This window comes from Nonomuraea sp. NPDC050783 (genome assembly GCF_040802095.1).
Taxonomy (GTDB): Bacteria; Actinomycetota; Actinomycetes; order Streptosporangiales; family Streptosporangiaceae; genus Nonomuraea.
The window spans coordinates 117,280-140,147 of sequence record NZ_JBFAHK010000002.1 but is presented as its reverse complement, the minus strand read 5'-3'; the positions used below and the strand labels follow the sequence as shown (position 1 = coordinate 140,147).

The 22,868-nt window shown below is 74.3% G+C and carries 21 protein-coding genes; 13 read left to right on the top strand and 8 right to left on the bottom strand.

Going from position 1 to position 22,868, the window contains the following annotated elements; genetic code table 11:
* Positions 1 to 206 precede the first annotated feature (206 nt).
* Positions 207 to 722 (top strand): hypothetical protein, encoded by a 516-nt coding sequence (locus tag AB0H75_RS05595; RefSeq protein ID WP_367790894.1) that lies wholly within the window; start codon positions 207 to 209, stop codon positions 720 to 722.
* Positions 719 to 1,195: a ferritin-like domain-containing protein gene (locus AB0H75_RS05590; protein WP_367790891.1), complete on the top strand. Its 477-nt coding sequence runs from the start codon at positions 719 to 721 to the stop codon at positions 1,193 to 1,195. The genes AB0H75_RS05595 and AB0H75_RS05590 overlap by 4 nt, the downstream gene beginning before the upstream one ends.
* A 287-nt stretch (positions 1,196 to 1,482) precedes the next feature.
* On the opposite strand, the gene AB0H75_RS05585 is transcribed toward AB0H75_RS05590, so the two are convergent.
* Complete coding sequence (locus tag AB0H75_RS05585) at positions 1,483 to 3,228, bottom strand: proline--tRNA ligase (protein WP_367790887.1); 1,746 nt, start codon at positions 3,226 to 3,228, stop codon at positions 1,483 to 1,485.
* Between the two features lie 107 nt (positions 3,229 to 3,335).
* A complete protein-coding gene (locus tag AB0H75_RS05580; protein WP_367790884.1) occupies positions 3,336 to 4,007 on the bottom strand; it encodes a hypothetical protein in 672 nt (223 codons plus the stop codon).
* A gap of 135 nt (positions 4,008 to 4,142) precedes the next feature.
* On the opposite strand from AB0H75_RS05580, the gene AB0H75_RS05575 reads away from it, so the two are divergent.
* Positions 4,143 to 5,087: an acyl-CoA dehydrogenase family protein gene (locus tag AB0H75_RS05575; protein ID WP_367790881.1), complete on the top strand. Its 945-nt coding sequence runs from the start codon at positions 4,143 to 4,145 to the stop codon at positions 5,085 to 5,087.
* Positions 5,088 to 5,150: 63 nt separating this feature from the next.
* Here AB0H75_RS05575 and AB0H75_RS05570 read toward each other — a convergent pair whose 3' ends face one another.
* Positions 5,151 to 5,636 (bottom strand): hypothetical protein, encoded by a 486-nt coding sequence (locus tag AB0H75_RS05570; protein WP_367790878.1) that lies wholly within the window; start codon positions 5,634 to 5,636, stop codon positions 5,151 to 5,153.
* A gap of 94 nt (positions 5,637 to 5,730) precedes the next feature.
* Here AB0H75_RS05570 and AB0H75_RS05565 point away from each other — a divergent pair, with 94 nt between their 5' ends.
* The 6 genes from AB0H75_RS05565 (at position 5,731) to AB0H75_RS05540 (ending at position 13,821) form a co-directional block, all read left to right on the top strand.
* Positions 5,731 to 6,801 carry an LLM class flavin-dependent oxidoreductase gene (locus AB0H75_RS05565; RefSeq protein ID WP_367790875.1) on the top strand — a complete coding sequence of 357 codons (1,071 nt, stop codon included), beginning with the start codon at positions 5,731 to 5,733 and terminating at the stop codon, positions 6,799 to 6,801.
* On the top strand, positions 6,798 to 7,892 hold the full coding sequence (locus tag AB0H75_RS05560; protein WP_367790872.1) for a hypothetical protein: 1,095 nt from the start codon (positions 6,798 to 6,800) through the stop codon (positions 7,890 to 7,892). The genes AB0H75_RS05565 and AB0H75_RS05560 overlap by 4 nt, the downstream gene beginning before the upstream one ends.
* Positions 7,893 to 7,900: 8 nt before the next feature.
* A complete protein-coding gene (locus tag AB0H75_RS05555) occupies positions 7,901 to 9,448 on the top strand; it encodes an AMP-binding protein (RefSeq protein ID WP_367790869.1) in 1,548 nt (515 codons plus the stop codon).
* A gap of 179 nt (positions 9,449 to 9,627) precedes the next feature.
* On the top strand, positions 9,628 to 10,932 hold the full coding sequence (locus AB0H75_RS05550; protein ID WP_367790866.1) for an FAD-dependent oxidoreductase: 1,305 nt from the start codon (positions 9,628 to 9,630) through the stop codon (positions 10,930 to 10,932).
* A complete protein-coding gene (locus AB0H75_RS05545) occupies positions 10,916 to 12,121 on the top strand; it encodes an aldolase (RefSeq protein ID WP_367790864.1) in 1,206 nt (401 codons plus the stop codon). The genes AB0H75_RS05550 and AB0H75_RS05545 overlap by 17 nt, the downstream gene beginning before the upstream one ends.
* Positions 12,122 to 12,174: 53 nt before the next feature.
* Positions 12,175 to 13,821, top strand: coding sequence for a pentapeptide repeat-containing protein (locus AB0H75_RS05540; RefSeq protein WP_367790861.1), 1,647 nt, complete (start codon positions 12,175 to 12,177; stop codon positions 13,819 to 13,821).
* Between the two features lie 157 nt (positions 13,822 to 13,978).
* Here the strand turns inward: AB0H75_RS05540 and AB0H75_RS05535 are convergent, their stop codons facing one another.
* From AB0H75_RS05535 to AB0H75_RS05515, 5 genes are all read right to left on the bottom strand, one after another.
* Positions 13,979 to 14,659: a copper homeostasis protein CutC gene (locus AB0H75_RS05535; protein ID WP_367790858.1), complete on the bottom strand. Its 681-nt coding sequence runs from the start codon at positions 14,657 to 14,659 to the stop codon at positions 13,979 to 13,981.
* Between the two features lie 95 nt (positions 14,660 to 14,754).
* Entirely contained in the window at positions 14,755 to 15,360 is a 606-nt protein-coding gene (locus AB0H75_RS05530) for a GNAT family N-acetyltransferase (RefSeq protein ID WP_367790855.1), read from the bottom strand.
* Positions 15,361 to 15,558: 198 nt separating this feature from the next.
* Positions 15,559 to 16,281 carry a GntR family transcriptional regulator gene (locus AB0H75_RS05525; RefSeq protein ID WP_367792342.1) on the bottom strand — a complete coding sequence of 241 codons (723 nt, stop codon included), beginning with the start codon at positions 16,279 to 16,281 and terminating at the stop codon, positions 15,559 to 15,561.
* Between the two features lie 916 nt (positions 16,282 to 17,197).
* Entirely contained in the window at positions 17,198 to 17,593 is a 396-nt protein-coding gene (locus AB0H75_RS05520) for a Zn-ribbon domain-containing OB-fold protein (RefSeq protein WP_367790851.1), read from the bottom strand.
* A complete protein-coding gene (locus tag AB0H75_RS05515) occupies positions 17,593 to 18,762 on the bottom strand; it encodes an acetyl-CoA acetyltransferase (protein ID WP_367790848.1) in 1,170 nt (389 codons plus the stop codon). The genes AB0H75_RS05520 and AB0H75_RS05515 overlap by 1 nt, the downstream gene beginning before the upstream one ends.
* 254 nt (positions 18,763 to 19,016) lie before the next feature.
* On the opposite strand from AB0H75_RS05515, the gene AB0H75_RS05510 reads away from it, so the two are divergent.
* The 4 genes from AB0H75_RS05510 to AB0H75_RS05495 are packed head-to-tail and all read left to right on the top strand — an operon-like array spanning position 19,017 to position 22,846.
* Positions 19,017 to 19,574 (top strand): flavin reductase family protein, encoded by a 558-nt coding sequence (locus AB0H75_RS05510; RefSeq protein WP_367790845.1) that lies wholly within the window; start codon positions 19,017 to 19,019, stop codon positions 19,572 to 19,574.
* Positions 19,571 to 20,704, top strand: coding sequence for an acyl-CoA dehydrogenase family protein (locus AB0H75_RS05505; RefSeq protein ID WP_367790842.1), 1,134 nt, complete (start codon positions 19,571 to 19,573; stop codon positions 20,702 to 20,704). The genes AB0H75_RS05510 and AB0H75_RS05505 overlap by 4 nt, the downstream gene beginning before the upstream one ends.
* A 29-nt stretch (positions 20,705 to 20,733) precedes the next feature.
* On the top strand, positions 20,734 to 21,507 hold the full coding sequence (locus tag AB0H75_RS05500) for an SDR family oxidoreductase (RefSeq protein WP_367790839.1): 774 nt from the start codon (positions 20,734 to 20,736) through the stop codon (positions 21,505 to 21,507).
* A 43-nt stretch (positions 21,508 to 21,550) separates the two neighbouring features.
* A complete protein-coding gene (locus tag AB0H75_RS05495; RefSeq protein WP_367790836.1) occupies positions 21,551 to 22,846 on the top strand; it encodes a DUF2252 domain-containing protein in 1,296 nt (431 codons plus the stop codon).
* The last annotated feature ends 22 nt before the right edge of the window (positions 22,847 to 22,868 follow it).

The window sequence follows — 22,868 nt, the reverse complement described above, 5'->3', positions numbered from 1 at the left end:
GCCGGGCGGACCTCGCCTGCGGCTCTCCGCCGCGTGACCGCTCAGCCAGCGACGACAGTTGACACCCTATCCGTACGGGGGCACGGAAAGAGCGCCACTCGTCACGGCCGAATGGCGGGTCGAACGTCGGAGCGTCGCCTGGCGGCGATCGCGGGCACAGACCGTACGATGCTATCTGCGTCAGTGACAACTGGAGGTTCCCGCTCGTGCGCCCGCGTCACCTCTCCCGGCGAGCCCTGCTGGCTGGCGGAGCGGCCGCTCTCACCGCCTGCAGCTCCTCCGGGACGGCCCCGGGGCCGTCCGCCCCGGCGTCCGACTCTCCCGAGACGGCTCTCGTCAAGGGGCTGATCGCGGAGAAGGAGCGCACGATCGCGCTGTACTCGTCGCTGATCGACGGGGACGGGGGCGACAGGCTGGCGCCCTTCCGCGACCGCCATCAGGCGCACCTGGACGAGCTGCGCAAGCACGTGACGGGCGCGGGCGGGGCCTCCGCGCCGCCCACCGCCTCGCCGCCCGCCGCCTCGCCGTCCGCCTCCGGGGCGCCGTCCGGGTCGGCGGAGCCGGAGAAGCCGTCGCTGTCGCGGCTGCGCGAGCTGGAGCGGAAGGCGGCGGCGCGGCGGGCCAAGCAGCTCGCGGCGGTCTCGCCCGGCATGGCCCAGCTCATCGCCAGCATCGGCGCCTGCGAGGCCGTCCACGCCACGGCCCTGCCGAGGTCGCTGTGAACGGGAACGACCTGGACAAACTGGGCAAGGCGCTGGCGGCCGAGCACGCGGCGCTGTTCGCGTACGGGCTGCTGGGGGCGCGGACGTCGGGGGCGCTGCGGGAGCGGATGAGCGCGGCCTACGACGCCCACCGGGCGCGGCGCGACCAGGTGCGCGCGTACATCATGGCCAGGGGCGGCAGGCCGGTGGAGGCGGAGGCGTCCTACGCGCTGCCGTTCTTCCCCTCGGACGCCACGCTGGCGGCCAAGCTGGCGGTGCACCTGGAGAGCGGCGTGACGGCCGCCTACCTGGAGCTGGCGGCGGCCCAGGACGTCGCGCTGCGCCGCTACGCCGCCCTGGCCATGCAGGAGGCGGTCACCCGCTCCTACGCCTTCCGCCCGTCGCAGCCGCCCGCCTTCCCCGGCATGCCGGCCGTCCCGGCGGCGACACAGACGCCCCCGGCCACCCCGACGGCGGCGCAGAGCGGCGGATAGGCGGACGGCCCGCCCCGCGCCCCCACGGGGCGCAGGGGGGCCGCAGGGGACGGGACGCACCGCAGGGCGACCGGCGTCCGCAGGGGGACGGGACGCACCGCAGGGCGACCGGCGTCCACAGGGGGACGGGACGCACCGCAGGGCGACCGGCGTCCGCAGGGGGACGGGACGCACCGCAGAGCGGCCGGCGTCCACAGGGGGACGGGACGCACCGCAGGGCGATCGGCGTCCGCCCGGGGATGGGTGGGCCCGCGGGAGCGGCCGGCGGGCCCGGGGCGGGGCGTGGGTCAGGCGGTGGTGGCGGCGGCGACGCGGTCGGCGGCCTCGGCGAGCGGGATCTCCGACTTCTCGCCGCTCACCCGGTCGCGCAGCTCGACCACGCCCTGCGACAGCCCGCGCCCGACCACCACGATGGTCGGGACGCCCAGCAGCTCGGCGTCCTTGAACTTGACGCCGGGCGAGACCTGGGGCCGGTCGTCCACCAGGACGCGCAGGCCGCGCGACTCCAGCTCGCCGGCCAGCTCCAGGGCGGCCTCCACCTGGTTGTCCTTGCCGGTGCCGACGATGTGCACGTCGGCGGGGGCCACCTCGCGCGGCCAGACCAGCCCGAGCTGGTCGTGGGCCTGCTCGGCGATCACGGCCACGGCGCGCGAGACGCCGATGCCGTAGGAGCCCATGGTGATGCGGATGGGCTTGCCGTCGGGGCCGAGGGCGTCGAGGCCGGCCGCGTCGGCGTACTTGCGGCCGAGCTGGAAGATGTGGCCGATCTCGATGCCGCGGTCGATGGACAGCTCGCTGCCGCAGCGGGGGCAGGGGTCGCCGGCGCGGACCTCGGCGGCCTCGATGGTGCCGTCGGGGGTGAAGTCGCGGCCCGCGACCACGTTGGCGGCGTGCTTGCCGGGCTCGTTGGCGCCGGTCACCCAGGAGCTGCCGGTGACCACGCGCGGGTCGACGAGGTAGCGGATGCCCAGCTCGCGCAGGACCTGCGGGCCGATGTAGCCGCGGACGAGACCGGGGTGGGCGGCGAAGTCGGCGGCCTCGAAGATGGCGGGCTCGCCGGGGGCGAGGGCGGCCTCCAGGCGCTTGAAGTCGACCTCGCGGTCGCCGGGGACGCCGATGACGAGCGTCTCGGCCTTGTCGGAGCCGGGGGTGGTGACCTTGACGACGACGTTCTTGAGGGTGTCGGCGGCGGTGATGCCCAGGCCGTGGTGCTCGTTGACGTGCGACACCAGCGACTCGATGGTCGGGGTGTCGGGGGTGTCCATGACCGTGAGCGGGGGCGCGTCGTCGTAGGGGCGCGCGGCGGGGGCGGGCGTGACGACCGCCTCGGCGTTGGCCGCGTAGCCGCAGGAGTGGCAGGCCACGAAGGCGTCCTCGCCGGTGGGCGTGGGGGCCAGGAACTCCTCGGAGGCCGAGCCGCCCATGGCGCCCGACTGGGCGAACACGATCTTGTATCGGATGCCGAGCCGGTCGAAGGTGCGGATGTAGGCCTCGCGGTGCTGCTCGTAGGAGCGCTTGAGCCCGTCGTCGTCGAGGTCGAAGGAGTAGGAGTCCTTCATCAGGAACTCCCGGCCGCGCAGGATGCCCGCCCGGGGACGGGCCTCGTCGCGGTATTTCGTCTGGATCTGGTAGAGGATGACCGGGTAGTCCTTGTAGGAGGAGTACTCGCCCTTGACCATGTCGGTGAAGAGCTCCTCGTGGGTGGGGCCGAGGAGGTAGTCGGCGCCCTTGCGGTCGTGCAGGCGGAAGATGTTGTCGCCGTACTCGGTCCAGCGGCCGGTGGCCTCGTAGTACTCGCGGGGCAGCAGGGCGGGGAAGAGCACCTCCTGGGCGCCCATCCGGTTCATCTCCTCGCGGACGATCCTGGTGACGTTCTCCAGCACCAGCTTGCCGAGCGGCAGCCAGGAGTAGATGCCCGGCGCCACGCGGCGGACGTAGCCGGCGCGGACCAGGAGCTTGTGGCTCGGCACTTCCGCGTCTGCCGGGTCGTCCCGCAGGGTGCGAAGAAACAACGACGACATGCGCAGCAACACGGCTACTCCTTGCTCGAACCCGGATGTGGAGGACTACAGGCTATCGAGTCGGGGCCGCCGCCCGCTCGGCGTTAACCCGCCCCGCCCGCCCGGTCCGGAGGCCCCGGTCAGGCCGGCCGCGGGATCCAGCCCGTGACGAAGACCGCCAGCCACACCGCGAACAGGCCGGAGAAGAGGACCGACAGGGCGAGGGCGCGCGCCCGGGAGCGGGCGCTCCTGCGCAGCCCGAGCACCAGGACGACCGTCAGCAGGCCGACCAGCAGGGCGGGCCCCGGCCAGAACGAGCGCTCGGTGTCGATGAAGCCGGGCGTCGCGCGGTCCACGACGTCGGCGATGAGCGCCGCGCCGATGCCGCCCGCGGCCAGGTCGCCCCAGGCGTCGTCCCTGCGGGTGACGTAGGCCAGCAGGCCGAGGCCCACCAGCAGGGCGAGGATCCAGTTGAGCCCGGCGGCGCTGCCGCCGATGACGTCGAAGGCCGGGTAGCCGCGGAGCGCGCCCGCGCCCATCGCGGCGACCAGCGTGGAGACCGCCGCCAGGAACGTGGTCAGCAGCGCCCAGCCGAACCCCGACGCGCTCGCCCCCACGGCCAGCGCCAGGGCGAGGTAGGCGTAGGGCTCGTAGAGCTGGCCGAGCCAGCCGGGGCCGCGGCCGGAGATGAGCATGCCGACCAGGCCGACGGCGAGTCCCCCCAGGAAAGCCGCGACCAGGTGCCGTTCGATGCCGCGTTGGCGGCGGTCGTACTCGGCGAAGTCGGCGTAGTCGATCGTGGTGTTGTTCATCTCCCTTTCCCCTGGTCAACCCCTCCCCCGGGAACTTCGGGAATTGACCGCTTTCAGATTATGTGAACCTACATAAAAGGCAAATTTCGGTCATTCCTCTACCAAAACAAGCAAGTGCTTGGTTAGCATGGTTCCGTGTCGCTTCCCGACGAGCTCGGCGCCGCGGTCCGCGGCTACCTGGCCGCCCGCCCCGGCGCGTCCTGGAGCGACCTCGCGCGGGACGTGGGCGTGGCCGGCCTGCTGGTCCCCGAGGAGCACGGCGGCGCCGGCTGCGGGCCGGCCGAGCTGGCCGCCGTGGCCGAGGAGATGGGCCGCGTCCTGTCCCCGCACCCCTTCCTGCAGACGGCGGTCATGGCGGTGACGGCCGCCGCCGCGTGCGGAGCGGGAGACCTGCTCAAGGCCCTGGCCGCCGGCGACGTGACCGCCGCCGTGGCGCTGCCCGGCGAGGCCGCGTTGCGCCTGGAGGCGGGCGGGCGGCTCAGCGGCGTGGTGCCGTACGCGCCGGCGGGCGAGCTGGTGCTCGCGTACGTGGACGGGCAGCTCGTGGCGGCGGAGCCGACGCGGCGGGAGCCGTACCGGACGATGGACGAGAGCCGGCCGCTGGCCCGGCTGACCTTCGAGGGCGCGCCCGCGCGGCGGCTCGGCGACGCCGGCTCGGCGGAGCGGGTACGCGACCTCGGGATCGCGGCGCTGGCCGCCGAGCAGGTGGGCGGGGCGCAGCGGTGCCTGGAGATGGCGGTGGAGCACGCCAGGACACGGGTGCAGTTCGGGCGGCCCATCGGGGCGTTCCAGGCGATCAAGCACAAGCTGGCCGACGTGCTGCTGCTGGTCGAGTCGGCCAGGTCGGCGGCGCGGGCGGCCGGCGCGGACGGGGTGGCGGCGGCGGTGGCGGGGTCGTACTGCACGGAGGCGTACCTGGTGGCGGCCGGGGAGAACATCCAGGTGCACGGGGGGATCGGGATCACCTGGGAGCACCCGGCGCATCGCTACCTCAAGCGGGCCACCTCCGACGCTCAGCTCTTCGGCCCGCCCGAGGCCCACCGCGCCCGCCTGGCCGCCACGGTCTTCGGCGGGCCGTAGCCCAAGCCGCAGCCCGGGCCGCAGCCCGGGCCGCAGCCCGGGCCACGCGGTCGCGAGGGCGGGTCAGCCGCCCAGGAGCTCTTCCCAGGGATGGCGGGTGTTGGTGCGGCGGGTGGTGTCGAGGGCTTCGGCGAGGCGCCAGAAGCCCGGCCGGGCGCGGACCGTGGCCCGGCCCATCGGGTCGATCGCGCGCAGCTCGAAGCGCACGCCCATCACGTCGAGCACGGCCCTGGCGGCTCCCCCGGGCCCGGCCTCGGTGACCAGCGGCCCGTCGTGCTCGGGGTCGCGGACCTGCCCGGCCAGCAGGGCGGCGACCTCGGAGGCGTAGGGCCCGTCGCGCCACTCGATGTGCCAGCTGTGGTCGGCCCCGCGCCACCAGGTCAGGTCGCGGCACGACTCGATGAAGTCGGCCTCGGTCGCGAGCGCCGCCATGACCCGGCCGAACGCCTCGTAACGGCGGGCGCTCGCGAGCGAGAGACCGTCCCCGTCGTGGCCGGGATCGCCGGCCTCCTTCGGTCGTCTCAGGGCGTGCTTTCGCTTCACAGGCATCCACTCTGATCGCGCCCGCGCCCTTCCCGCAAGTCCTCGCCGCTGATACGCTCTACCAAGCGAGCGCTTGGTTTACTACTGTGCCGGAGGCGCGATGACGACCCTACGGATCAGCCTGGGGTACGAACTGGAGGTCCGCGGCCGCACCCGCGACGTCGAGCAGCAGGCGTTCCACAACGTGGTCGAGCAGGTCGTGCTGGGCGACCGGCTGGGGTTCGACACCGCCTGGTTCGTGGAGCACCACTTCACGCGGGGCTTCTCCCACTCCTCCGCCCCCGACCTGGTCCTGGCCGCCGCCTCGCAGCGCACCGAGCGCATCCACCTGGGGCTCGGCGTGGTGCTGCTGCCGTTCCAGTCGCCGATCCGCACGGCCGAGCGCGTCGCCACCCTGGACGTCCTCAGCCGCGGCCGGGTGGAGTTCGGCACCGGCCGCGGCGCCTCCCCGCTGGAGTACCAGGCGTTCCAGCGGCCGTTCGAGAAGTCCCGGCAGATCTGGGAGGACTCGCTGGAGGCCGTGCTGGCCATCTGGGACGCCGACGGCGAGCCGGTCAGCCGCTCGACCGAGTTCTTCGAGATCCCGGACGTCGCGGTCTATCCGCGCCCGGCGCAGTACCCCCACCCGCCGGTGTGGGTGGCCTCCACCTCGCTCGACGGCTATCTCGCCGCCGCCCGGCACGGCTACAACCTGCTCGGCATGACCATGCTCAAGGGCATCGACGACGTGGCCGCCGACATCGCGCGCTACCGCGAGTGCCTGGCCGAGCACGGCTTCGACCCGGGCAGCCGGCGCGTCGCCCTGATGATCCCCTGGTACGTCGCCCCCACCAGGGAGGCCGCCACCGCCACGGCCGCCGACCCCGTGCTGTGGTACATCCGCCGCCAGGTCAACCTGGTCACCCCGCCCGACTACTACGACGCCCGCCACGCCACGCACCGCGTCCTGGGCCAGCTCGCCGCCGGGCTGCCGCCCGAGGAGGCCATGGCCACGCTGCGCGAGCACCTGATGGTCGTGGTGGACGACGTGGAGGGCTCGCGCAAGGCCCTGGCCAGGATCGCCGAGGCCGGCGCCACGGACCTCATCATCCAGGCCCAGGTGGGCGGGCTGGCGCACGAGCGGGTCTGCGAGGCGATGACGTTGTTCATGACCGAGGTGGTGCCCTCATGACCGTGGGGACGGGACGGTGGCTGACGCGGGACGACCTCGGGGCCGCCGCGGGCTCGGCCGCCGGGCTCCTGCTGGTCTCCCCCGACGCCGCCAGCGCCTTCCCGCTGGGCCCCCGGGACCGTTCCGACGCCGCCGGGCTGGCCGCGGCGGCGCTGCGCGCGGCCGGGGTCGGCGAGCACGACCGGGTGGCGGTGGCCCTCGCCGAGCCCGCGGGCGCGCTGTGGGCCGCCGCCGCGGCCGAGGTCGCCCAGGCCGCCGCCGACCTGGGGCCGCGCGGCCGGATGCGGCTGCACCACGCGCTGACCGCGCTGCGCGCCACGACGCTGGTCGCCACTCCGACCGGCGCGATGGACCTGCTGGCCCGCCTGCACCTGGAGTTCCTGCTGGACCCCCTGGACCTGGGGCTCACCACCATCGTCCTGACCGGCGAGATCGCCTCCAAGCGCACGATGGCGCACCTGGCGGGCGAGTTCGCCGCCCGGGTCACCGAGGTGTACGCCAGCCCGTTCGGCGGCACCCCGCTGGCCTGGCGGGCGGCCGAGGAGGACCCGCTCACGCCGCTCGCGGACGGCCTGCTGGGCCTGGCCCGCCTGGCCAAGGACGCCCCCGCCGGCCCCGGCGCCCCCCTCGCCGAGCTGGTCGTCACCCCGCGCGGGCACGCCACGCTCGGCGACGCCGTCCTGCGGACCGGGCAGGTCGCGCGGGCGGGCGAGCGGGCGGGCGGGGAGCTGCCCGCGCCGGCCCACACCGTGGGCGACCACGTGCTGGTCAGGGGCGTGTGGCTGGCGCTGCCCCGCGTCGAGAGGGCCCTCGCCAAGATCGACGGGGTGGCCGGGTGGGAGCTGACGATCAGCCGGCCGGGCACGCTGGACACCGCCGTGCTCACCGTGACGTTCGGCCGCGAGAGCCTGATCGGCAACCCCATGTGGCGGGCGCGGGTCCAGGAGGCCGTGCGGGCGCTGACGCCCGTCTCGATCGGCGTGGAGATCGCGCCGCGGCCGGCCGGGGCGGCGGGACCGCGGCCGGGGCCGGGCAGGGTGACCGACCTGCGCGGCCACCATCTGGGCAGGGACCGGGCGCTCGTCTCCTAGGGGTGGTCATGGCACCGATGCCGGAGTGGGGCACGCTCCCCCGCATGCTGCGCGACCAGGCGGAAACCCACCCGGACGCGGTCGTGGTGTCCGAGGGCGGCGCCCGCACGACACCGGCCGGGCTGCGGGAGGCGGCCTCGGCGGTCGCCCGCGGCCTCATCGCGCTGGGCGTCGAGCCCGGCGACCGGGTGGCGCTGTGGGGGGTCAACTCGGCGTACTGGGTGGTGCACGCGCTCGGCGTCTGGGACGCGGGCGCGGTCCTGGTGCCGCTGTCGCCGCGGTTCAAGGGCATCGAGGCGGCCCAGCTCATCGCGCGGACCGGCGCGCGGGTGCTGATCACCGGCGAGGGCCCCGCAGGCACCGCGCTGTCCGGGCTGCTGCCGGACGGGGCGCGGCCGTGGCGCACGGTCGTGCCGCCGGGCGCGGAGCTGCGCGCGCTCGGGGAGCGGGTGCCCGTGCGGGAGGCCGAGGAGCGGGCGCTCGCCGTCCGGCCCGGCGACCTGTGCGAGATCATGTCCACCTCCGGCACGACGGGCACGCCCAAGGGCGTCATGCTGGACCACTCCCAGATCCTGCGCGGCTACTGGGACTGGTCGGAGATCGTCACGCTGGACGAGCACGACCGCTATCCGGTCATCGCGCCGTTCAGCCACGGCTTCGGGCTGAACGCCGGGCTCGTGGCCTGCCTGCTGCGCCGGGCCACGATGCTGCCGGTCCCCGCCTTCAGCCCGGACGCGCTCATGTCGCTGATCTCCCGCGAGCGGGTCACCGTCCTGGCCGGGCCGCCGACGCTCTTCCACCGCGTCCTGGACGAGCTGGAGCGCGGCTCCTGGGACCTCTCCTCGCTGCGGGTGGCCATCTGCGGGGCCGCCGCCGTGCCCGCCGCCCTCATCGACCGGCTGGTCGAGCGGGTCGGGCTGGAGCGGATGATCAACGCGTACGGGCTGATGGAGGGCACGGTCGTGTCCATGACCCGGGCCGGCGACCCGATCGAGGTCGTCGCGAACACCACCGGCAGGCCCGTCCCCGGCATCGAGGTCAGGATCGTGGACGGCGACGGCGAGCCGGTCGGGCCCGGCGAGCGCGGCGAGATCCTGCAGCGCGGCTACGGCGTCATGCGCGGCTACTGGGACGACCCCGAGCGGACCGCCGAGGCCGTGGACGCCGACGGCTGGCTGCACACCGGCGACGTCGGCGTGCTCGACGAGCACGGCAACCTCGCCGTCGTGGACCGCAAGAAGGAGCTCTACATCGTCAACGGCTTCAACGTCGCGCCCGCCGAGGTCGAGTCGCTGCTGCTGCGCGAGGGCTCGCTCGCGCAGGTCGCCGTGGTCGGGGTGCCGGACGCCTCGGCGGGCGAGGCCGGGGTGGCGTTCGTGGTGCCGCGGCCGGGCGCGGACGTGGCCCCCGAGCGGCTCCTGGCGTGGGCGCGGGCCAACATGTCGGACTTCAAGGTGCCCAAACGGATCGTCGTCGTGGACGACCTCCCCGCGAACGCCAACGGCAAGACCGACAAGCGGGTGCTGCGGGAACGGGCGTCCGGCGGGCGCCCGTAGGCCCGGCGCGCGCGGCGCCGCCGCCGGCCGCGGGGCGGGAACATCGGGCGGGAACATCGGGCGGGCGGTTTTCCCCGGGGACGGGTTCGGCCAGACTGGCGATCGGGGATACATCGGTGACATCGGCCGGTTGCACCTCATGGGGCGCATGCCCCGGCGGCCGGTTCTGAGGAGGCGGCGTGACGTTGCGTGTGGCGGTCATCGGGTCGGGTCCCGCCGGGATCTACACGGCCGAGGCCCTGGTCAAGCAGTCGGCCGAGCCGGTGCGGGTCGATGTGCTCGAACGCCTGCCTACCCCGTACGGGCTGGTCAGGTACGGCGTCGCGCCCGACCACACCTCGATCAAGTCGATCGCCGGCTACCTCAAGCGGGTGCTGGAGCTGCCCGAGGTGCGCTTCCTCGGCGGCGTCACGCTGGGCGAGCACGTGTCGGTGGACGACCTGCTGGGCCGCTACGACGCCGTGGTCTACTGCACCGGCGCGATGGTCGACCGGCGGCTCGGCATCCCCGGCGAGGACCTTCCTGGCAGCGTGGCCGCCACCGACTTCGTCAACTGGTACTGCGGCCATCCCGACGTCGATCCCGGCCGGTTCACGCTCGACAGCCCCGAGGTCGCGGTGATCGGCGTCGGCAACGTGGCCGTGGACGTCGTCCGCGTCCTGGCCAGGACCGCCGACGAGCTGAGCCGCACCGACGTGCCCCACGACGTGCTCCAGCGGCTGTCCGAGAGCCAGGTCAAGGTCATCCACATGGTGGGCCGGCGCGGGCCCGAGCACGCCAAGTTCACCCTCAAGGAGCTACGCGAGCTGGGCGAGCTGGACAACGCCGACGTCGTGGTGCGCCCCGACGAGGCCCAGGTGAGCGGCGACGGCTTCTCCCGGCAGGTGCGGGGCAACGTGGAGGTCATCCGGTCGTGGTCGGCCCGATCGCCGGCCGGCCGGGCGCGCCGCCTCGACGTGCGCTTCTGGCTGCGGCCGGTGGAGATCCTGGGCACCGAGCGGGTCGAGGGGCTACGGCTGGAGCGCACCCGGCTGTCGCCGGAGGGGCGCGTGGTGGGCACGGGCGCGTTCGAGACGCTGCCGGTCGGCATGGTGCTGCGGTCCGTGGGCTACCAGAGCGTGCCGCTGCCCGGGGTGCCGTTCTCCGAGGAGACCATGACCGTGCCGAACGAGGCGGGGCGGGTGCGCGAGCGCGAGTACGTCGCGGGCTGGCTCAAACGCGGCCCGACCGGCGTCATCGGGACGAACAAGTCCGACGCCGCCGAGACCGTGCGCACGTTGCTGGCCGACCTGGCGGGGCGCGAGCGGCTGCCCGGGACCGCCACGATCGACGCGCTGCTGGCCGAGCGGGGCGTGCGGCCGGTCACCTACGACGAGTGGCTGGCGATCGAGGCGGCCGAGGCCGAGCTGGCCAAGTCGCTCGGGCGCGGCGACCGGGTCAAGCTCGTCGGCCTGGAGGCCATGCTCCGTGCCTGCCGTCCCTGAGGTGCCCGCCGTCCCCGGAGTCCCCGCCGTCCCTGAGGTGCCGCCGGGGTTCGCGGGCGCCTACGAGGCGCAGCGGGCCCGTTTCCCCGGGCGGTCGGGGTGGCAGCCGGTCCACACCGTGTACGTGCCCGCCGACCGGTTCTCGGCGGCGACCGTCGGCGAGTGGCGCGAGCAGGCGACGGCGCTGGTGGCGTCCCATCTGGCGGGGCCGCGCGAGCTGGCCGAGGTGTTCGGCACGCCGCCCGGCCTGGCCGCCGCCGTGCACGCCAGGCTGCTCCTCAAGCTCGGCCGCGAGCCGATCGAGGACCTGCGGATCGACTTCGAGGACGGCTACGGCGCGCGCCCTGACCCGATCGAGGACGGGCACGTCGAGCGGGCGGCCGAGGCCGTGGCCGCCCTGCACGCCGCGGGGACGCTGCCGCGCCGGTGGGGGCCGCGGGTGAAGTCGTTCGCGGACGGCGACCCCGGGCGCTCGATCAGGACGCTGGCCGGGCTGGTCGGCGGGGTGGTCGGGCGGGCCGGCGAGCTGCCCGCCGGGTTCACGGTGACCTTCCCCAAGGTGCTCATGGAGGACTACCTGCGGCAGTTCGCGGACGTGCTGGGCCGGCTGGAAGCGGGGCTGGGGGCGGGGCTGGGGGCGGGGCTGCGGTTCGAGATGCAGGTGGAGGCGCCGCAGACGCTGCCGTTCCTGCGGGCCGAGCTGGCCGAGCCGGGCGGGCCGCTGGGCGGGCGGCTGGCGGCGGCGCACTTCGGCGTGTTCGACTACACGGCCGCGCTCGGGCTGCCGCCGCACGAGCAGCGGCTCGACCACCCGGCCTGCGACCACGCCCGGCACGTCATGCAGACGGCGTTCGCGGGCACGGGCGTGGAGCTGTCGGACGGCTCGCTGGCCGCCTCCCCCGCCTCCGGGCGGGCCGAGGACGTGCACGCGCTGTGGCGGCGGCACGCCGAGCTGGTGCGGCACTCGTTGCGGCACGGCTTCTACCAGGGCTGGGACATGCACCCGTCGCACCTGGTGAGCCGGTTCGCCACCGTGTACGCCTTCCACCTGGCCCGCTACGACTCCTACCGGGAGCGGGTCCGCGCGTGGGAGGAGCGGCGGCAGGCCGGTGACGGCGTCATGGACGAGCCCGCCACCGTCCGCGCCCTCGCCGCGGCGCTGGACAGGGCTGACGCGGCGCTGCCCTGAACCCGTACACTGGCGCTCAGGTCGGGGGGCCTTTCGCACCATAGGAGACATTCATGCGGCTTGCCGCCGTGGCCTGCCTCGTCGCGCTCGTCCTTCCCGTTCTTCCCGCCGCGCCCGCGGCCGCCGCCGCCTGCGAGCCGGGCAGCGGCCCCAAGCTGAAGGGCCGCGACCTCACCGAGGCCGCGCTCCCCGGCGGCCTGCCCGCCGACCTGACCTGCGCCGACCTGCGCGGCGCCAGGCTCGACGGCCTGATGGTCACCAGCCGGCTCACCCGCGCCGACCTGCGGGGCGCGTCGCTGCGCGGCACCCGCCTGCACAACACCCGGCTCGACGGCGCCGACCTGCGCCGGGCCGACCTCAGCGAGGCCCGGCTCCCGAACGTCGACGCCCGGGGCGCCGACCTCTCCGGCGCCGTCCTGGAGGACGCCGAGCTCCAGTACGCGCGGCTGGAACGCGCCAACCTCACCGGCGTCCGCGCGGCCCGCGCCAAGCTCTACTACGCCCAGCTCGACGGCGCCCGCCTGGCCGGCGCGGACCTGACCGGCGTCCCCCTCTACGGGGCCGACGCCCGGGGCGCCGACCTCACCGGCGCCAAGCTGGCCGACGCCGCGCTGTACCAGGGCGTCTTCGTCAGGACGGTCTTCAAGGACGCGGACCTGTCCCGCACCCGGCTCGACTCGGCCACCCTGACCGGAACGGTCTTCGACGGCGCCAAGCTCGCCGAGACCCGCATGGACGGCTCCGACGCGACCGGCGCCACCTTCACCGGCGCCGACGTCACCCGGGCCGAGCTGCGCGACTCGCGCGGCCTCGACCTCAAGGGCGCGAAGGGGGTGCCGCGCTCGCTGCCCGCCATGCCGGACGGCTGCGCGCCGGGCAGCGGCCAGAAGTACGCCGGCTGGGACCTGACGTCCGTCTCCGAGCTGCCCAGGGACCTGCGGTGCGCCGACCTGACGGGAGCCAGGCTGGACGGCGTGGACCTCGGCTCCGTACGGCTGGACCGCGCCGTGCTGCGCGGCGTGTCGGCCCGCGGCGCCACCTTCCGCGAGCTGCGCGGCGCGGACCTGCGCGACGCCCGGCTCGCCGGGGCCTCCTTCACCAGCGGCGACCTGCGCGACGCGCGTCTTGAGGGCGCGGACCTGAGCCGGGCCACGCTCACCAGCGTCCGGGCCCAGGACGCGCGCTTCGACCGGGCCACGCTGCGGGAGGCCGAGTTCGTCAGCGCGGAGCTGAGCGGGGCCGGCTTCGCGGACGCGGACGTGACCGACGCCGACTTCCTCAGCGCGAAGGGGGCCGACCTGTCCGGCTCGCGCAGCGACCTGTCGCCCGGCTGGGTGGTGCTCTGGGGTGTGCTGGCGTTCCTCGCGGCGCTGGTGCTGCTCGGGGTGGTGCGCTCGGCCAGGGCGGCGCGCCGGCGGCGGGCCGAGGCCACGGCGCGGGCGGCCGTGAGCCTGGCCGACGGGGTCGCCATGGCGCAGGAGGCGATCGTGCTGCTCGGGGAGGAGATCGACGCCTTCGACCAGTCGATGGACCCCGGGGACGACCGGCGGGCCAGCGCGGACTGGCGGCGGGTGCTGGACGCCTACGACGGGGCGCGGCACCGGATCGACGCGGTCGAGAGCACGGACGAGCTGGACGAGGTGCGCGCGTCGCTGGCGGCGGGCCGCGAGTCCCTGGCCCGCCTCCGCTCCGGCGGCTGACGCCCGCCGGCCCCCGGGGCGGCCCCAGGGCGGTCCCCGGCGGCGTCCCGCCGGCCCAAGCGGCGTCCCGCCGACCCCAGGCGGCGTCCCGCCGACCCCAGGCGGCGTCCCGCCGACCCCAGGCGCCGTCCCGCCGGCCCCGGCGGCGTCCCGGGGGTCAGTCGCGCTCGACCAGGGTTCGCCACTGGCGGACCAGCCGCCACTCCACCGGGTCCGACCAGCTCGCCCGCACCGCCGAGCCGACGTGGAAGGCGCGGATGCCGTGGTCGAGCAGCACCGGCACGTGGGCGGGCCGCAGGCCGCCGCCGGCCAGGATGATCGACCCGTCGCCCGCCTCCGCCCGGGCCCGCAGCATGGGCAGGCCGTCGCCGACCCCGGTGGGGGCGCCCGAGGTGAGCACGGTGGCCAGGTTGGGCAGCAGCCGCACCGCGCGCCAGGCCGCCTGGACGTCGGCCGCGTGGTCCACGGCGCGGTGGAACGTCCAGGGGAGCGGGGACACGGCGTGGATCAGCGCCTCGGTGGCGGCCAGGTCGACCGCTCCCGCGCCGTCGAGGAAGCCGAACACGAACCCGGCCGCGCCGGCCTGGGCCAGCGCCTTGGCGTCGCGGGCCAGCCGGTCGAGCTCCTCGGGCCCGGCGGTGAAGGCGGCCTCGGAGCGCAGCATCACCATCTGCGGCAGGGGGCACTCGGCCGCGATCGCGGCAACCGTCTCCGGGGAGGGGGTCAGCCCGTCGGCCGCCATGCCGGCGACGACCTCCAGCCGGTCGGCTCCGCCCTGTTCGGCGGCCACGGCGTCGCGCACGTCGAGCGCGATCACCTCGAGCAGGGATCCGGTCATGGAGGAGAGGTTATATGGCGCTCTGTCCTGTTGCGCCCAAAACCATCCTCCGGCCGCCCGGCCTCCGCGCGCGACGGAGGCCGGGCGGTGCCGGATCAGGCGGCGGTGATCAGCTCGGCGAGGGTCAGGTCGCGGAAGGCGGTCGTGACGAGGTCCTCGGACCGGCGCTGGAACAGGGCGCCGCTGGAGCGGTGCGGGAGGTCCACGGTGCGCAGGTGCTGGAAGCCGCGGTTGCGGTAGTACCGTTGCAGCCGCGGGTTCGCCTTGGCGCAGTCCAGGCGCAGCCAGGGCAGGCCCGAGGCGAAGGCGCCGGCCGCGGCCCAGTCGAGCAGCGCGTCACCGAGGCCGCTGCCGGACCAGGGCCGGGCCACGGCCAGCTTGTGGACGTAGAGCGCGGCCCCCGGGTCGTCGTCGGCGGTCCAGAACTCCGGGTCGGCGTGCCCGTCGAGGGCTATGGTGGCCACGGGCGGCGCCGACTCGTCCGGATCCAGGTAACGCAGCTCGTCGTCGAGCACGAACAGCACCCGGTCCTCGATGAGCGGCCTGATCCGCTCGGCCCCGAAGCCGCCCCGGGGCCACTGCCGCACTCCCCGCGCGTGCAGCCACTCGGCGGTGTCGGCGAGCAGCGTCAGGACGCCGGGGAGGTCCGCGGGCTCCGCGCGCCGGAGCGCGAGGGGATGAAGCAGCGTGTTGGTGTGCATAAGACAGCTCCTGTCGCCTTGAGCGTTCACGCGCATGCGCACAGTGATGGCGCAGTGTCGCGTAAAGGTGATAAGGGTCCTAAATCCGATATATGGGATTTAAGGCGATTTAGGGGAGTATGCACGACTCCCCCAGGCCAGCGAGGCGGCTAATTCTCGCTGCACCCGGCCGGCGGGATCACCCCTTCACCCGAGCTCCTAGCGGCGATCGAGCTCGTATCTGACCAAATGTTTGTCGGCTGGCAACACCGACACGGCGACACGCACTGGCATGTCTGCCCCGTCGTACCCGACTCGGACATACACCATGACTGGCGTGCCGAGTTCGAGCTGGAGGCGCTCGGCCTCCTCCTGGTTGGGCATGCGGGCCCAGATGTCGTCCACGACGCGCACCTGCGCATGACCCAACTCCTCCAGGACCCGGTTCGCTCCCCTCGCGATGTCCCCGGGCCTGGCGATCTCGGAGTCGGCCACCAGGTCACGCGGGAAGTAGGAGTCGTTGGTGTTGTACGGCTGCCCGTCCACGAACCGCAGCCGTCGCCTCACCACGGCCAGCTCCCCATCGGCCAACTCCAGTCTGCTGGCGATCTCCTCGACGGGAGACACGGTCAGCACCTCGATGTACTGGCTCGGCTCGCGGCCTTCCTGCGCCACGGCGTAGGCGAAGGCCTCGCGCAACTCCCCGCGCGGCTGCGGCTCTAGCTCGCGCTGGGGGTAGATGAGCAGCGGACGCCGGTCTCTGACCACGGTCCCGCGTCGCGGCGTACGCGTGACCAGCCCCTCGTTGACGAGCTCCCCGAGGGCCAGCCTGACGGTGTTCCTGCTCACCCCATGGTCTTCCATGAGTTGTGCCTCGGTCGGAAGCTGCGATCCGGGGCCGAGGACACCGGAGTAGATGGCTCGACGCAATTCCGCAGCCACCTGCTGATACAGCACCGACCTTGCCACTTTCACCCCTTTTGTTCCAACAATTTAGACGATCTGGTTCTAGCAGGCCACAACCCCTTGACCGAACCCCCTTGAGCGGCCCATCATCCATTCGTTGGTACAAATCCATCTAAAGGCCGGTGAGGGGGTGAAAGCCAGTGTCGCCGGTCAGCGCGGGTAAGCCGTACCTGCCCAGGCATGACCCCGGTGAAGCAACACGTTTACTGCGTTACGTGTTGCGGCGCCAGAGGGTCACCCACACCTGCCGGAGCGACCGGCGCGGCGAGTCCGTGCAATCGGCGTTGACTGAGCTGACCGTGCGGTGCGATGGCGGATCCTTTGTCTCCCGCAAGGAGGACGGCGCCCACGTCACGCACCCCATTGATGACCCGGTCGGTGCAGCTCGACGCATCGCCGCACGTCGCCGGCGGCCGGAGCCTTCACGCTCCCCCATCGACTCCGTGTGCGACCACGCGGTCTAGGACTCCATCCCTCGCCGGAGTCCTGGCGCCGCCGCTCACGGGGCAGGAAGCGCGTCCTGGCGGGTCCCCCACGCCCGCCAGGGCGCGCTTTCCTCCAAGGGACCGTCATGTGCAGCTCTTCCTTCCGACAGGATGCCCGCTCCCGCTGGCGTGCCGCCCCGCGCGGCGGCGGCCGGGCCCGCGGGCGCGGCCGGGCGGCGGGCACGACCGCGACCGGTGACCGCTTCGCCGTCACCACCGTCGCCGTCACCACCATCGCCATCGCCGCCGCCGCTCTCGCCGCCGAGCCGGTTCCGCTCACGTACGCCGCCCAGATCGAGTCGTCCGCGTTGACGCCTACCGCCACATCATCGACCCTCCCGGCCCGGCACGGGTGTGCCTTCTGCATGGTGGGACTGATGGGATTGGTGGGTACGAATCCGGTGCGCCTATCCGGCCGGCTCCCAGTCCATCAGGGTCAGTTCCTCGTCCACCTTCCGGTAGCTCCCCCGCGCCCGCTCCCAGGCCCGCGGCTCCCGCCCGCCCCGCCAGTTCCCGTGGACCAGGCACCCGGGCACCGCCGTCAGCCGCACCATCACCACCACGTACGGCACCGCCAGCCCGGGCACGAACGGCTGGTGGTTGACGATCCAGCTCTCGACGTGCCCCTCCGGCTCCACCACGCGCCACCGCCACGCCTCGCTCCGGCACGCCGGGCAGAACGCCCGCGCAGGGAAGCGGTCCGTGCCGCAGCCCTCGCACCGCTGCACCGCGAACTCCCGCCGGGCCAGCCGCTCCCACCACGCGCGCGAGTCCCGGTCCGGCTCGGGCCGGTAGGCCGCCATCACGCCCTCCTCAGGATCAGCGCGGAGGTGGCGGGAAGGATGTATCCCGGTTGCGCCGTGGACAGGGCGACCTCCACCCCCGGCACCTGGCGGTCCCCCGCCTCGCCCCGGAGCTGGGAGACCGCCTCCGCGATGTGGTTGACGCCGTGCACGTAACCCTCCGACAGGAAGCCGCCGTGCGTGTTGACCGGCAGCGGGCCGTCCAGGGCGGTGGCCCCGGAGGCCACGTACGGGCCGCCCTCCCCCTTGGCGCAGAACCCGTAGTCCTCGAGCTGGACGATCACCGAGTACGTGAAGCAGTCGTAGATCTCGGCCACGCCGATGTCGCGCGGGCCGAGGCCGGCCTGCGCGTACAGGCGCGGGGCCAGCGCGGCCGCGGCGGTCACCGTGGGGTCGGCCGCGCCGCCCGACAGGTGGGACTGGCCGCCGCCCCAGGCCGCCGCGGAGATCAGGACCGGCGGGCGGCGCAGCGCGCGGGCCCGCTCGGCCGTGGTCACCACCACGGCGCAGGCCCCGTCGGTCTCCAGGCAGCAGTCCAGCAGCCGGAACGGCTCCGCGATCCACCGGCTCGCCAGGTAGTCGTCCAGGGTGATCGGGGTGCGCATGAGGGCGCGCGGGTTCCTGGCGGCGTTGGCGCGCTGGGTGACCGCCAGCGCGCCGAAGTGCTCGGCCGTGGTGCCGTAGCGCAGCATGTGGGCGCGGGCGTACATCGCGTACTGCTGGGGCGGCGCGAGGTACCCGTACGGGGCCTGGTACTGCACCTCGGCGCCGGGGGGCGCGCCGCGGCCGGTGCCGCCCATGCGGAACTCCGAGCGGGCGTTGATCGCCCGGTAGCAGACGACGGTCCCGGCCATCCCGGCCGCCACCGCCAGCGCGGCCTGGCCGACGACGGCGTGGGAGACGCTGCCCCCGCCGAACTGGTCCAGGTGCCAGGACAGGTCGCCGAGGCCCAGCGCGGGCGCGACGAGGGTGGGCGGGGCGGAGTCGCCGACGCGGTGGGTGGCCAGGCCGTCCACGTCGGCGGCGTCCAGCCCGGCGTCCTCCAGGGCTGCCAGCACCGCGCGGCAGGCCAGCGTCAGCGTGCTGACCCCGGAGTCCTTGGTGAACGGGGTGTACCCGATGCCGGCGATCGCGGTCGTGTCCCGGAAATCAAGCAAGCGCTTGGCCACACGAAGCACCGTAGGCCGGATCTTTCCCGCATGTCAACGCGGGCCCGCGCGGGTCCGCCCACGCGACTTGACACCTTTTCCGGCTTGCCCCTACCGTCCAAGCAAGCGCTTGGTAAGATAGGGCGCAGCCGGTGGACTAGGAGGCGGACCCCATGAGCACACACGCTGCCCGGCTCGTCACGCCGGAAAGCTGCCGCGGCCTTCCGGCGCCCCATCAGCGCAGGAGCCGCACCGGAGCCGCCAACGGAGCCGCCATGCCGACGGGCCCTTCCCACCAGAGCGCGAACGGCCCCCTCGACAGCGGCCCCCTCGACGGCGGCCCCCTCGACAGCGGCCCCCTCGACAGCAACCGCTTCCGCAAGGTCCTCGGCCGCTTCGCCACCGGCGTGGTGGCCATCACCGCGCTGGACCCCAGCGACGGGAAACCCTGCGGCCTGGCCGCCAACTCCTTCACCTCCGTCTCGCTCGACCCGCCGCTGGTCGCCTTCTGCGTGGCGCACACCAGCACGAGCTGGCCGCGCGTGCGCGGCGCCAAGGTCGTCACCGTGAACGTCCTGGCCGAGCACCAGCAGCCGGTGTGCGCGCAGATGGCGGCCAGGGGCGGCGACAAGTTCGCGGGCCTGGAGTGGACCGGCTCGCCCGGCGGCAACCCGGTCCTGGAGGGCGCGCTGGCCTGGCTCGACTGCGCCGTCGAAGCCGAGCACCCGGCGGGCGACCACACCATCGTGGTGGCCCGGGTGCTCCAGCTCGACACGCACGCCGACGGCGGCCCCCTGCTGTTCTTCCAGGGCGGCTACGGCGGTTTCCGTTGACCCCTGGGGAGACCCCCGGCTTCCGGGAGCGGGCGCGGGCCTGGCTGGAGCGCGCCCTGGACGGCGAGTTCGCCGCCGCCCGCGGCCTCGGCGGCCCCGGCCGCGAGCACGAGGGGCACGAGCTGCGCCTGGCCTGGGAGCGCCACCTCGGCGCGCACGGCTGGACCTGCCTCGGCTGGCCCGAGCGCCACGGCGGGCGCGCCGCCCCGCTGCCCGACCAGGTGGCCTTCCACGAGGAGTACGCCAGGGCCGACGCCCCCGCCCGGGTCGGCCACATCGGCGAGGGCCTGGTCGGCCCCACGATCATCGAGTACGGCACCGCGGCGCAGCAGCGGCGCTTCCTGCCCGCGATCCGGCGGGGCGAGGAGCTGTGGTGCCAGGGCTACTCCGAGCCCGAGGCCGGCTCCGACCTGGCCGCCGTCCGGACCGAGGCGCACCTGGAGGACGGCGCATGGGTGATCACCGGCCAGAAGGTGTGGACGTCGCTGGCGCACGTGGCCGACTGGTGCTTCGCGCTGTGCCGCACCGAGCCGGGCTCGCGGCGGCACCACGGGCTGTCGTACCTGCTGGTGCCGATGGCGCAGCCGGGCGTCACGGTGCGGCCGATCGTGCAGCTCACCGGGACCTCCGAGTTCAACCAGGTGTTCTTCGACGGCGCGCGCACCCCGGCCGGCAACGTGCTCGGCGCCCCCGGCGACGGCTGGCGGGTCGCCATGGCCACGCTGGGCCACGAGCGCGGCGCGTCCACGCTCGGCCAGCAGATCGGCTTCCGGCGCGAGCTGGCCAAGGTCATCGAGACCGCCCGGCGCACCGGCGCGGCCGAGGACCCCGTCCTGCGCGACCGCCTGGTGCGCTCGTGGCTGGAGCTGGAGATCATGCGGCTCAACGCGCTGCGCATGCTGCGGCCCGACCCCGGGCCGGAGGCGTCGATCGCCAAGCTGTACTGGTCGGAGTGGCACCGGCGGCTGGGCGAGTTGGCGCAGGCCGTGCAGGGCAGGGCCGGGCTGGTGGGCGAGCTGAACGAGCTGCAGCGGCTCTACCTGTTCAGCCGGGCCGACACGATCTACGCCGGCTCCAGCGAGATCCAGCGCACGATCATCGCCGAGCGCACCCTGGGACTCCCCCGCTGACCCGCCGACCCACTGATGGGAGTGAGCCGATGCCCCCGGTCCCGCCCGAGGCACACGGGCTGCTCGACGGCAAGGTGACGCTCGTGACGGCCGCCGCCGGCGCGGGCATCGGCTACGCGACGGCCCGCCGCTGCGCCGAGGAGGGCGCCGCGGTCGTCCTCTCCGACCGGCACGAGCGCCGCCTGGCCGCCGCCGCAGAGGCGCTGACCGAGCTGACCGGCGTCAAGCCGCTCGCGGTGCCGTGCGACGTGACGTCCGAGCCGCAGGTGCTGGCGCTGTTCGACGCGGTGGTGGAGGCGCACGGCCGGCTCGACGTGGTGGTCAACAACGCCGGGCTCGGCGGCACGGCGGAGCTGGCCGGCATGACCGACGAGCAGTGGCACGCCGTCCTCGACGTCACCCTGACCGGCACCATGCGCTGCACCAGGGCCGCGCTGCGGCACATGTACGGCCAGGGCTCGGGCGTCATCGTCAACAACGCCTCCGTGGCGGGCTGGCGGGCGCAGCGCGGGCAGGCGCACTACGCCGCCGCCAAGGCCGGGGTGATGGCGCTGACCAGGTGCGTCGCGCTGGAGGCCGCCGGGCACGGGGTGCGGGTCAACGCCGTGGCGCCGTCGCTGGCGGTGCACCCGTTCCTGGCGAAGGTGACCAGCGAGGAGCTGCTGGCGGAGCTGGCGGCCAGGGAGGCGTTCGGGCGCTCGGCGCAGCCGTGGGAGGTGGCCAACGTGATCGTCTTCCTGGCCAGCGACTACTCGTCGTACATGACGGGCGAGGTCGTCTCGGTGTCGTCGCAACACCCCTGATCAGGAGTGGCCGGAAGACATTTCCCCGTCTACCGTGCGTGACATGGGCACACGCACCACTTTTCTGCTCGACGTCCTCATGACCGAGTTCGGCGCCTCGATCCGGCGCGACCCGGCCGCCTTCCGCCGGAAGTTCCGCAAGATGGCGGCCTCGCCCTTCGCCTTCTACCGCGGCAGCGCCTGCCTGTTCTACGCCGATCTGACCGGCCCGTACGCCGACGACGCCTACCTCGACGAGCCCACCGCCCGCGTCTGGATCCACGGCGACCTGCACGCGGAGAACTTCGGCACGTACATGAACGCCTCCGGCCGGCTGGTGTTCAACGTCAACGACTTCGACGAGGCGTACGTGGGCCCGTACGTCTGGGACCTCAAGCGCTTCGCCGCCAGCGTGGCGCTGCTCGGCTACGCCAAGGCGCTGTCGGACGCCGCGATCGGCGGGCTGGTGTCCGACTTCGCCGGGGCGTACCTGGAGGAGCTGGCCGCGATCGCGGCCGGCGGGGACGACGCGATCGGCTCGCTCACCCTGGACACCACCACGGGCGTGCTGCACCGGGTGCTGCAGACCGCGCGGCTCAGCACCCGGGTGGCGCTGCTGGACGTCGAGACCGTGATCGACGACTACGACCGGCGCTTCGCGCTCATGGACGGGCGCGAGCCGGTGGACGCGGCGACCAGGGAGGCGGTGCTGGCCGCGTTCGCCGATTACCTGGCGACGCTGCCCCACCCGGGCGACCCGGTCGAGCACGTGGTCAAGGACGTGGCGCTGCGCAAGGGCGTGGGCATCGGGTCGGCGGGGCTGCCGTCGTACAACCTGCTGCTGGAGGGGCGCTCGCAGGCGCTGGAGAACGACGTGATCCTCTACATGAAGCAGGCGGCGGTGCCGGCGGTGGCGCGGCACGTCACCGACGAGAAGGTGGCCTCCTCCTTCCTGCACCAGGGGCACCGCACGGCCGAGTCGCAGCGGGCGCTGCAGGCCTACGCCGATCCGTGGCTGGGGTACACGACGCTGTACGGGACCGGGCAACTCGTCGCCGAGGTCTCGCCGTACTCGGCGGACCTGGACTGGGACGACGTCAACGAGCCGGGCGAGCTGCGCTCGATCGTGTGCGACCTGGGGCGGGCGGTGGCGCGCATGCACTCGGTGGCCGACGACGAGTCCAGCCACGACCTGGTCGACTTCTCGACGGAGGAGGCGATCGTGGCGGTGATCGGCGGCGACCGGGACGGGTTCGCGGCGATGCTGGTGGACTTCGCCCACCGGTACGGGGCGCAGGCCCGCGGGGACCATCAGCGGTTCGTGGACCTGTTCCGCAACGGCGGCCTGCCCGGAGTGTGAACCGACCGGCCGGTATGGCATG

Coding starts and splice junctions, on each gene's coding strand:
- AB0H75_RS05580 (WP_367790884.1), bottom strand. CDS start 4,007: ATGAACAACACCACGATCGACTACGCCGACTTCGCCGAGTACGACCGC.
- AB0H75_RS05570 (WP_367790878.1), bottom strand. CDS start 5,636: ATGCCTGTGAAGCGAAAGCACGCCCTGAGACGACCGAAGGAGGCCGGC.
- AB0H75_RS05565 (WP_367790875.1), top strand. CDS start 5,731: ATGACGACCCTACGGATCAGCCTGGGGTACGAACTGGAGGTCCGCGGC.
- AB0H75_RS05560 (WP_367790872.1), top strand. CDS start 6,798: ATGACCGTGGGGACGGGACGGTGGCTGACGCGGGACGACCTCGGGGCC.
- AB0H75_RS05555 (WP_367790869.1), top strand. CDS start 7,901: ATGGCACCGATGCCGGAGTGGGGCACGCTCCCCCGCATGCTGCGCGAC.
- AB0H75_RS05540 (WP_367790861.1), top strand. CDS start 12,175: ATGCGGCTTGCCGCCGTGGCCTGCCTCGTCGCGCTCGTCCTTCCCGTT.
- AB0H75_RS05535 (WP_367790858.1), bottom strand. CDS start 14,659: ATGACCGGATCCCTGCTCGAGGTGATCGCGCTCGACGTGCGCGACGCC.
- AB0H75_RS05530 (WP_367790855.1), bottom strand. CDS start 15,360: ATGCACACCAACACGCTGCTTCATCCCCTCGCGCTCCGGCGCGCGGAG.
- AB0H75_RS05520 (WP_367790851.1), bottom strand. CDS start 17,593: ATGGCGGCCTACCGGCCCGAGCCGGACCGGGACTCGCGCGCGTGGTGG.
- AB0H75_RS05510 (WP_367790845.1), top strand. CDS start 19,017: ATGCCGACGGGCCCTTCCCACCAGAGCGCGAACGGCCCCCTCGACAGC.
- AB0H75_RS05500 (WP_367790839.1), top strand. CDS start 20,734: ATGCCCCCGGTCCCGCCCGAGGCACACGGGCTGCTCGACGGCAAGGTG.
- AB0H75_RS05495 (WP_367790836.1), top strand. CDS start 21,551: ATGGGCACACGCACCACTTTTCTGCTCGACGTCCTCATGACCGAGTTC.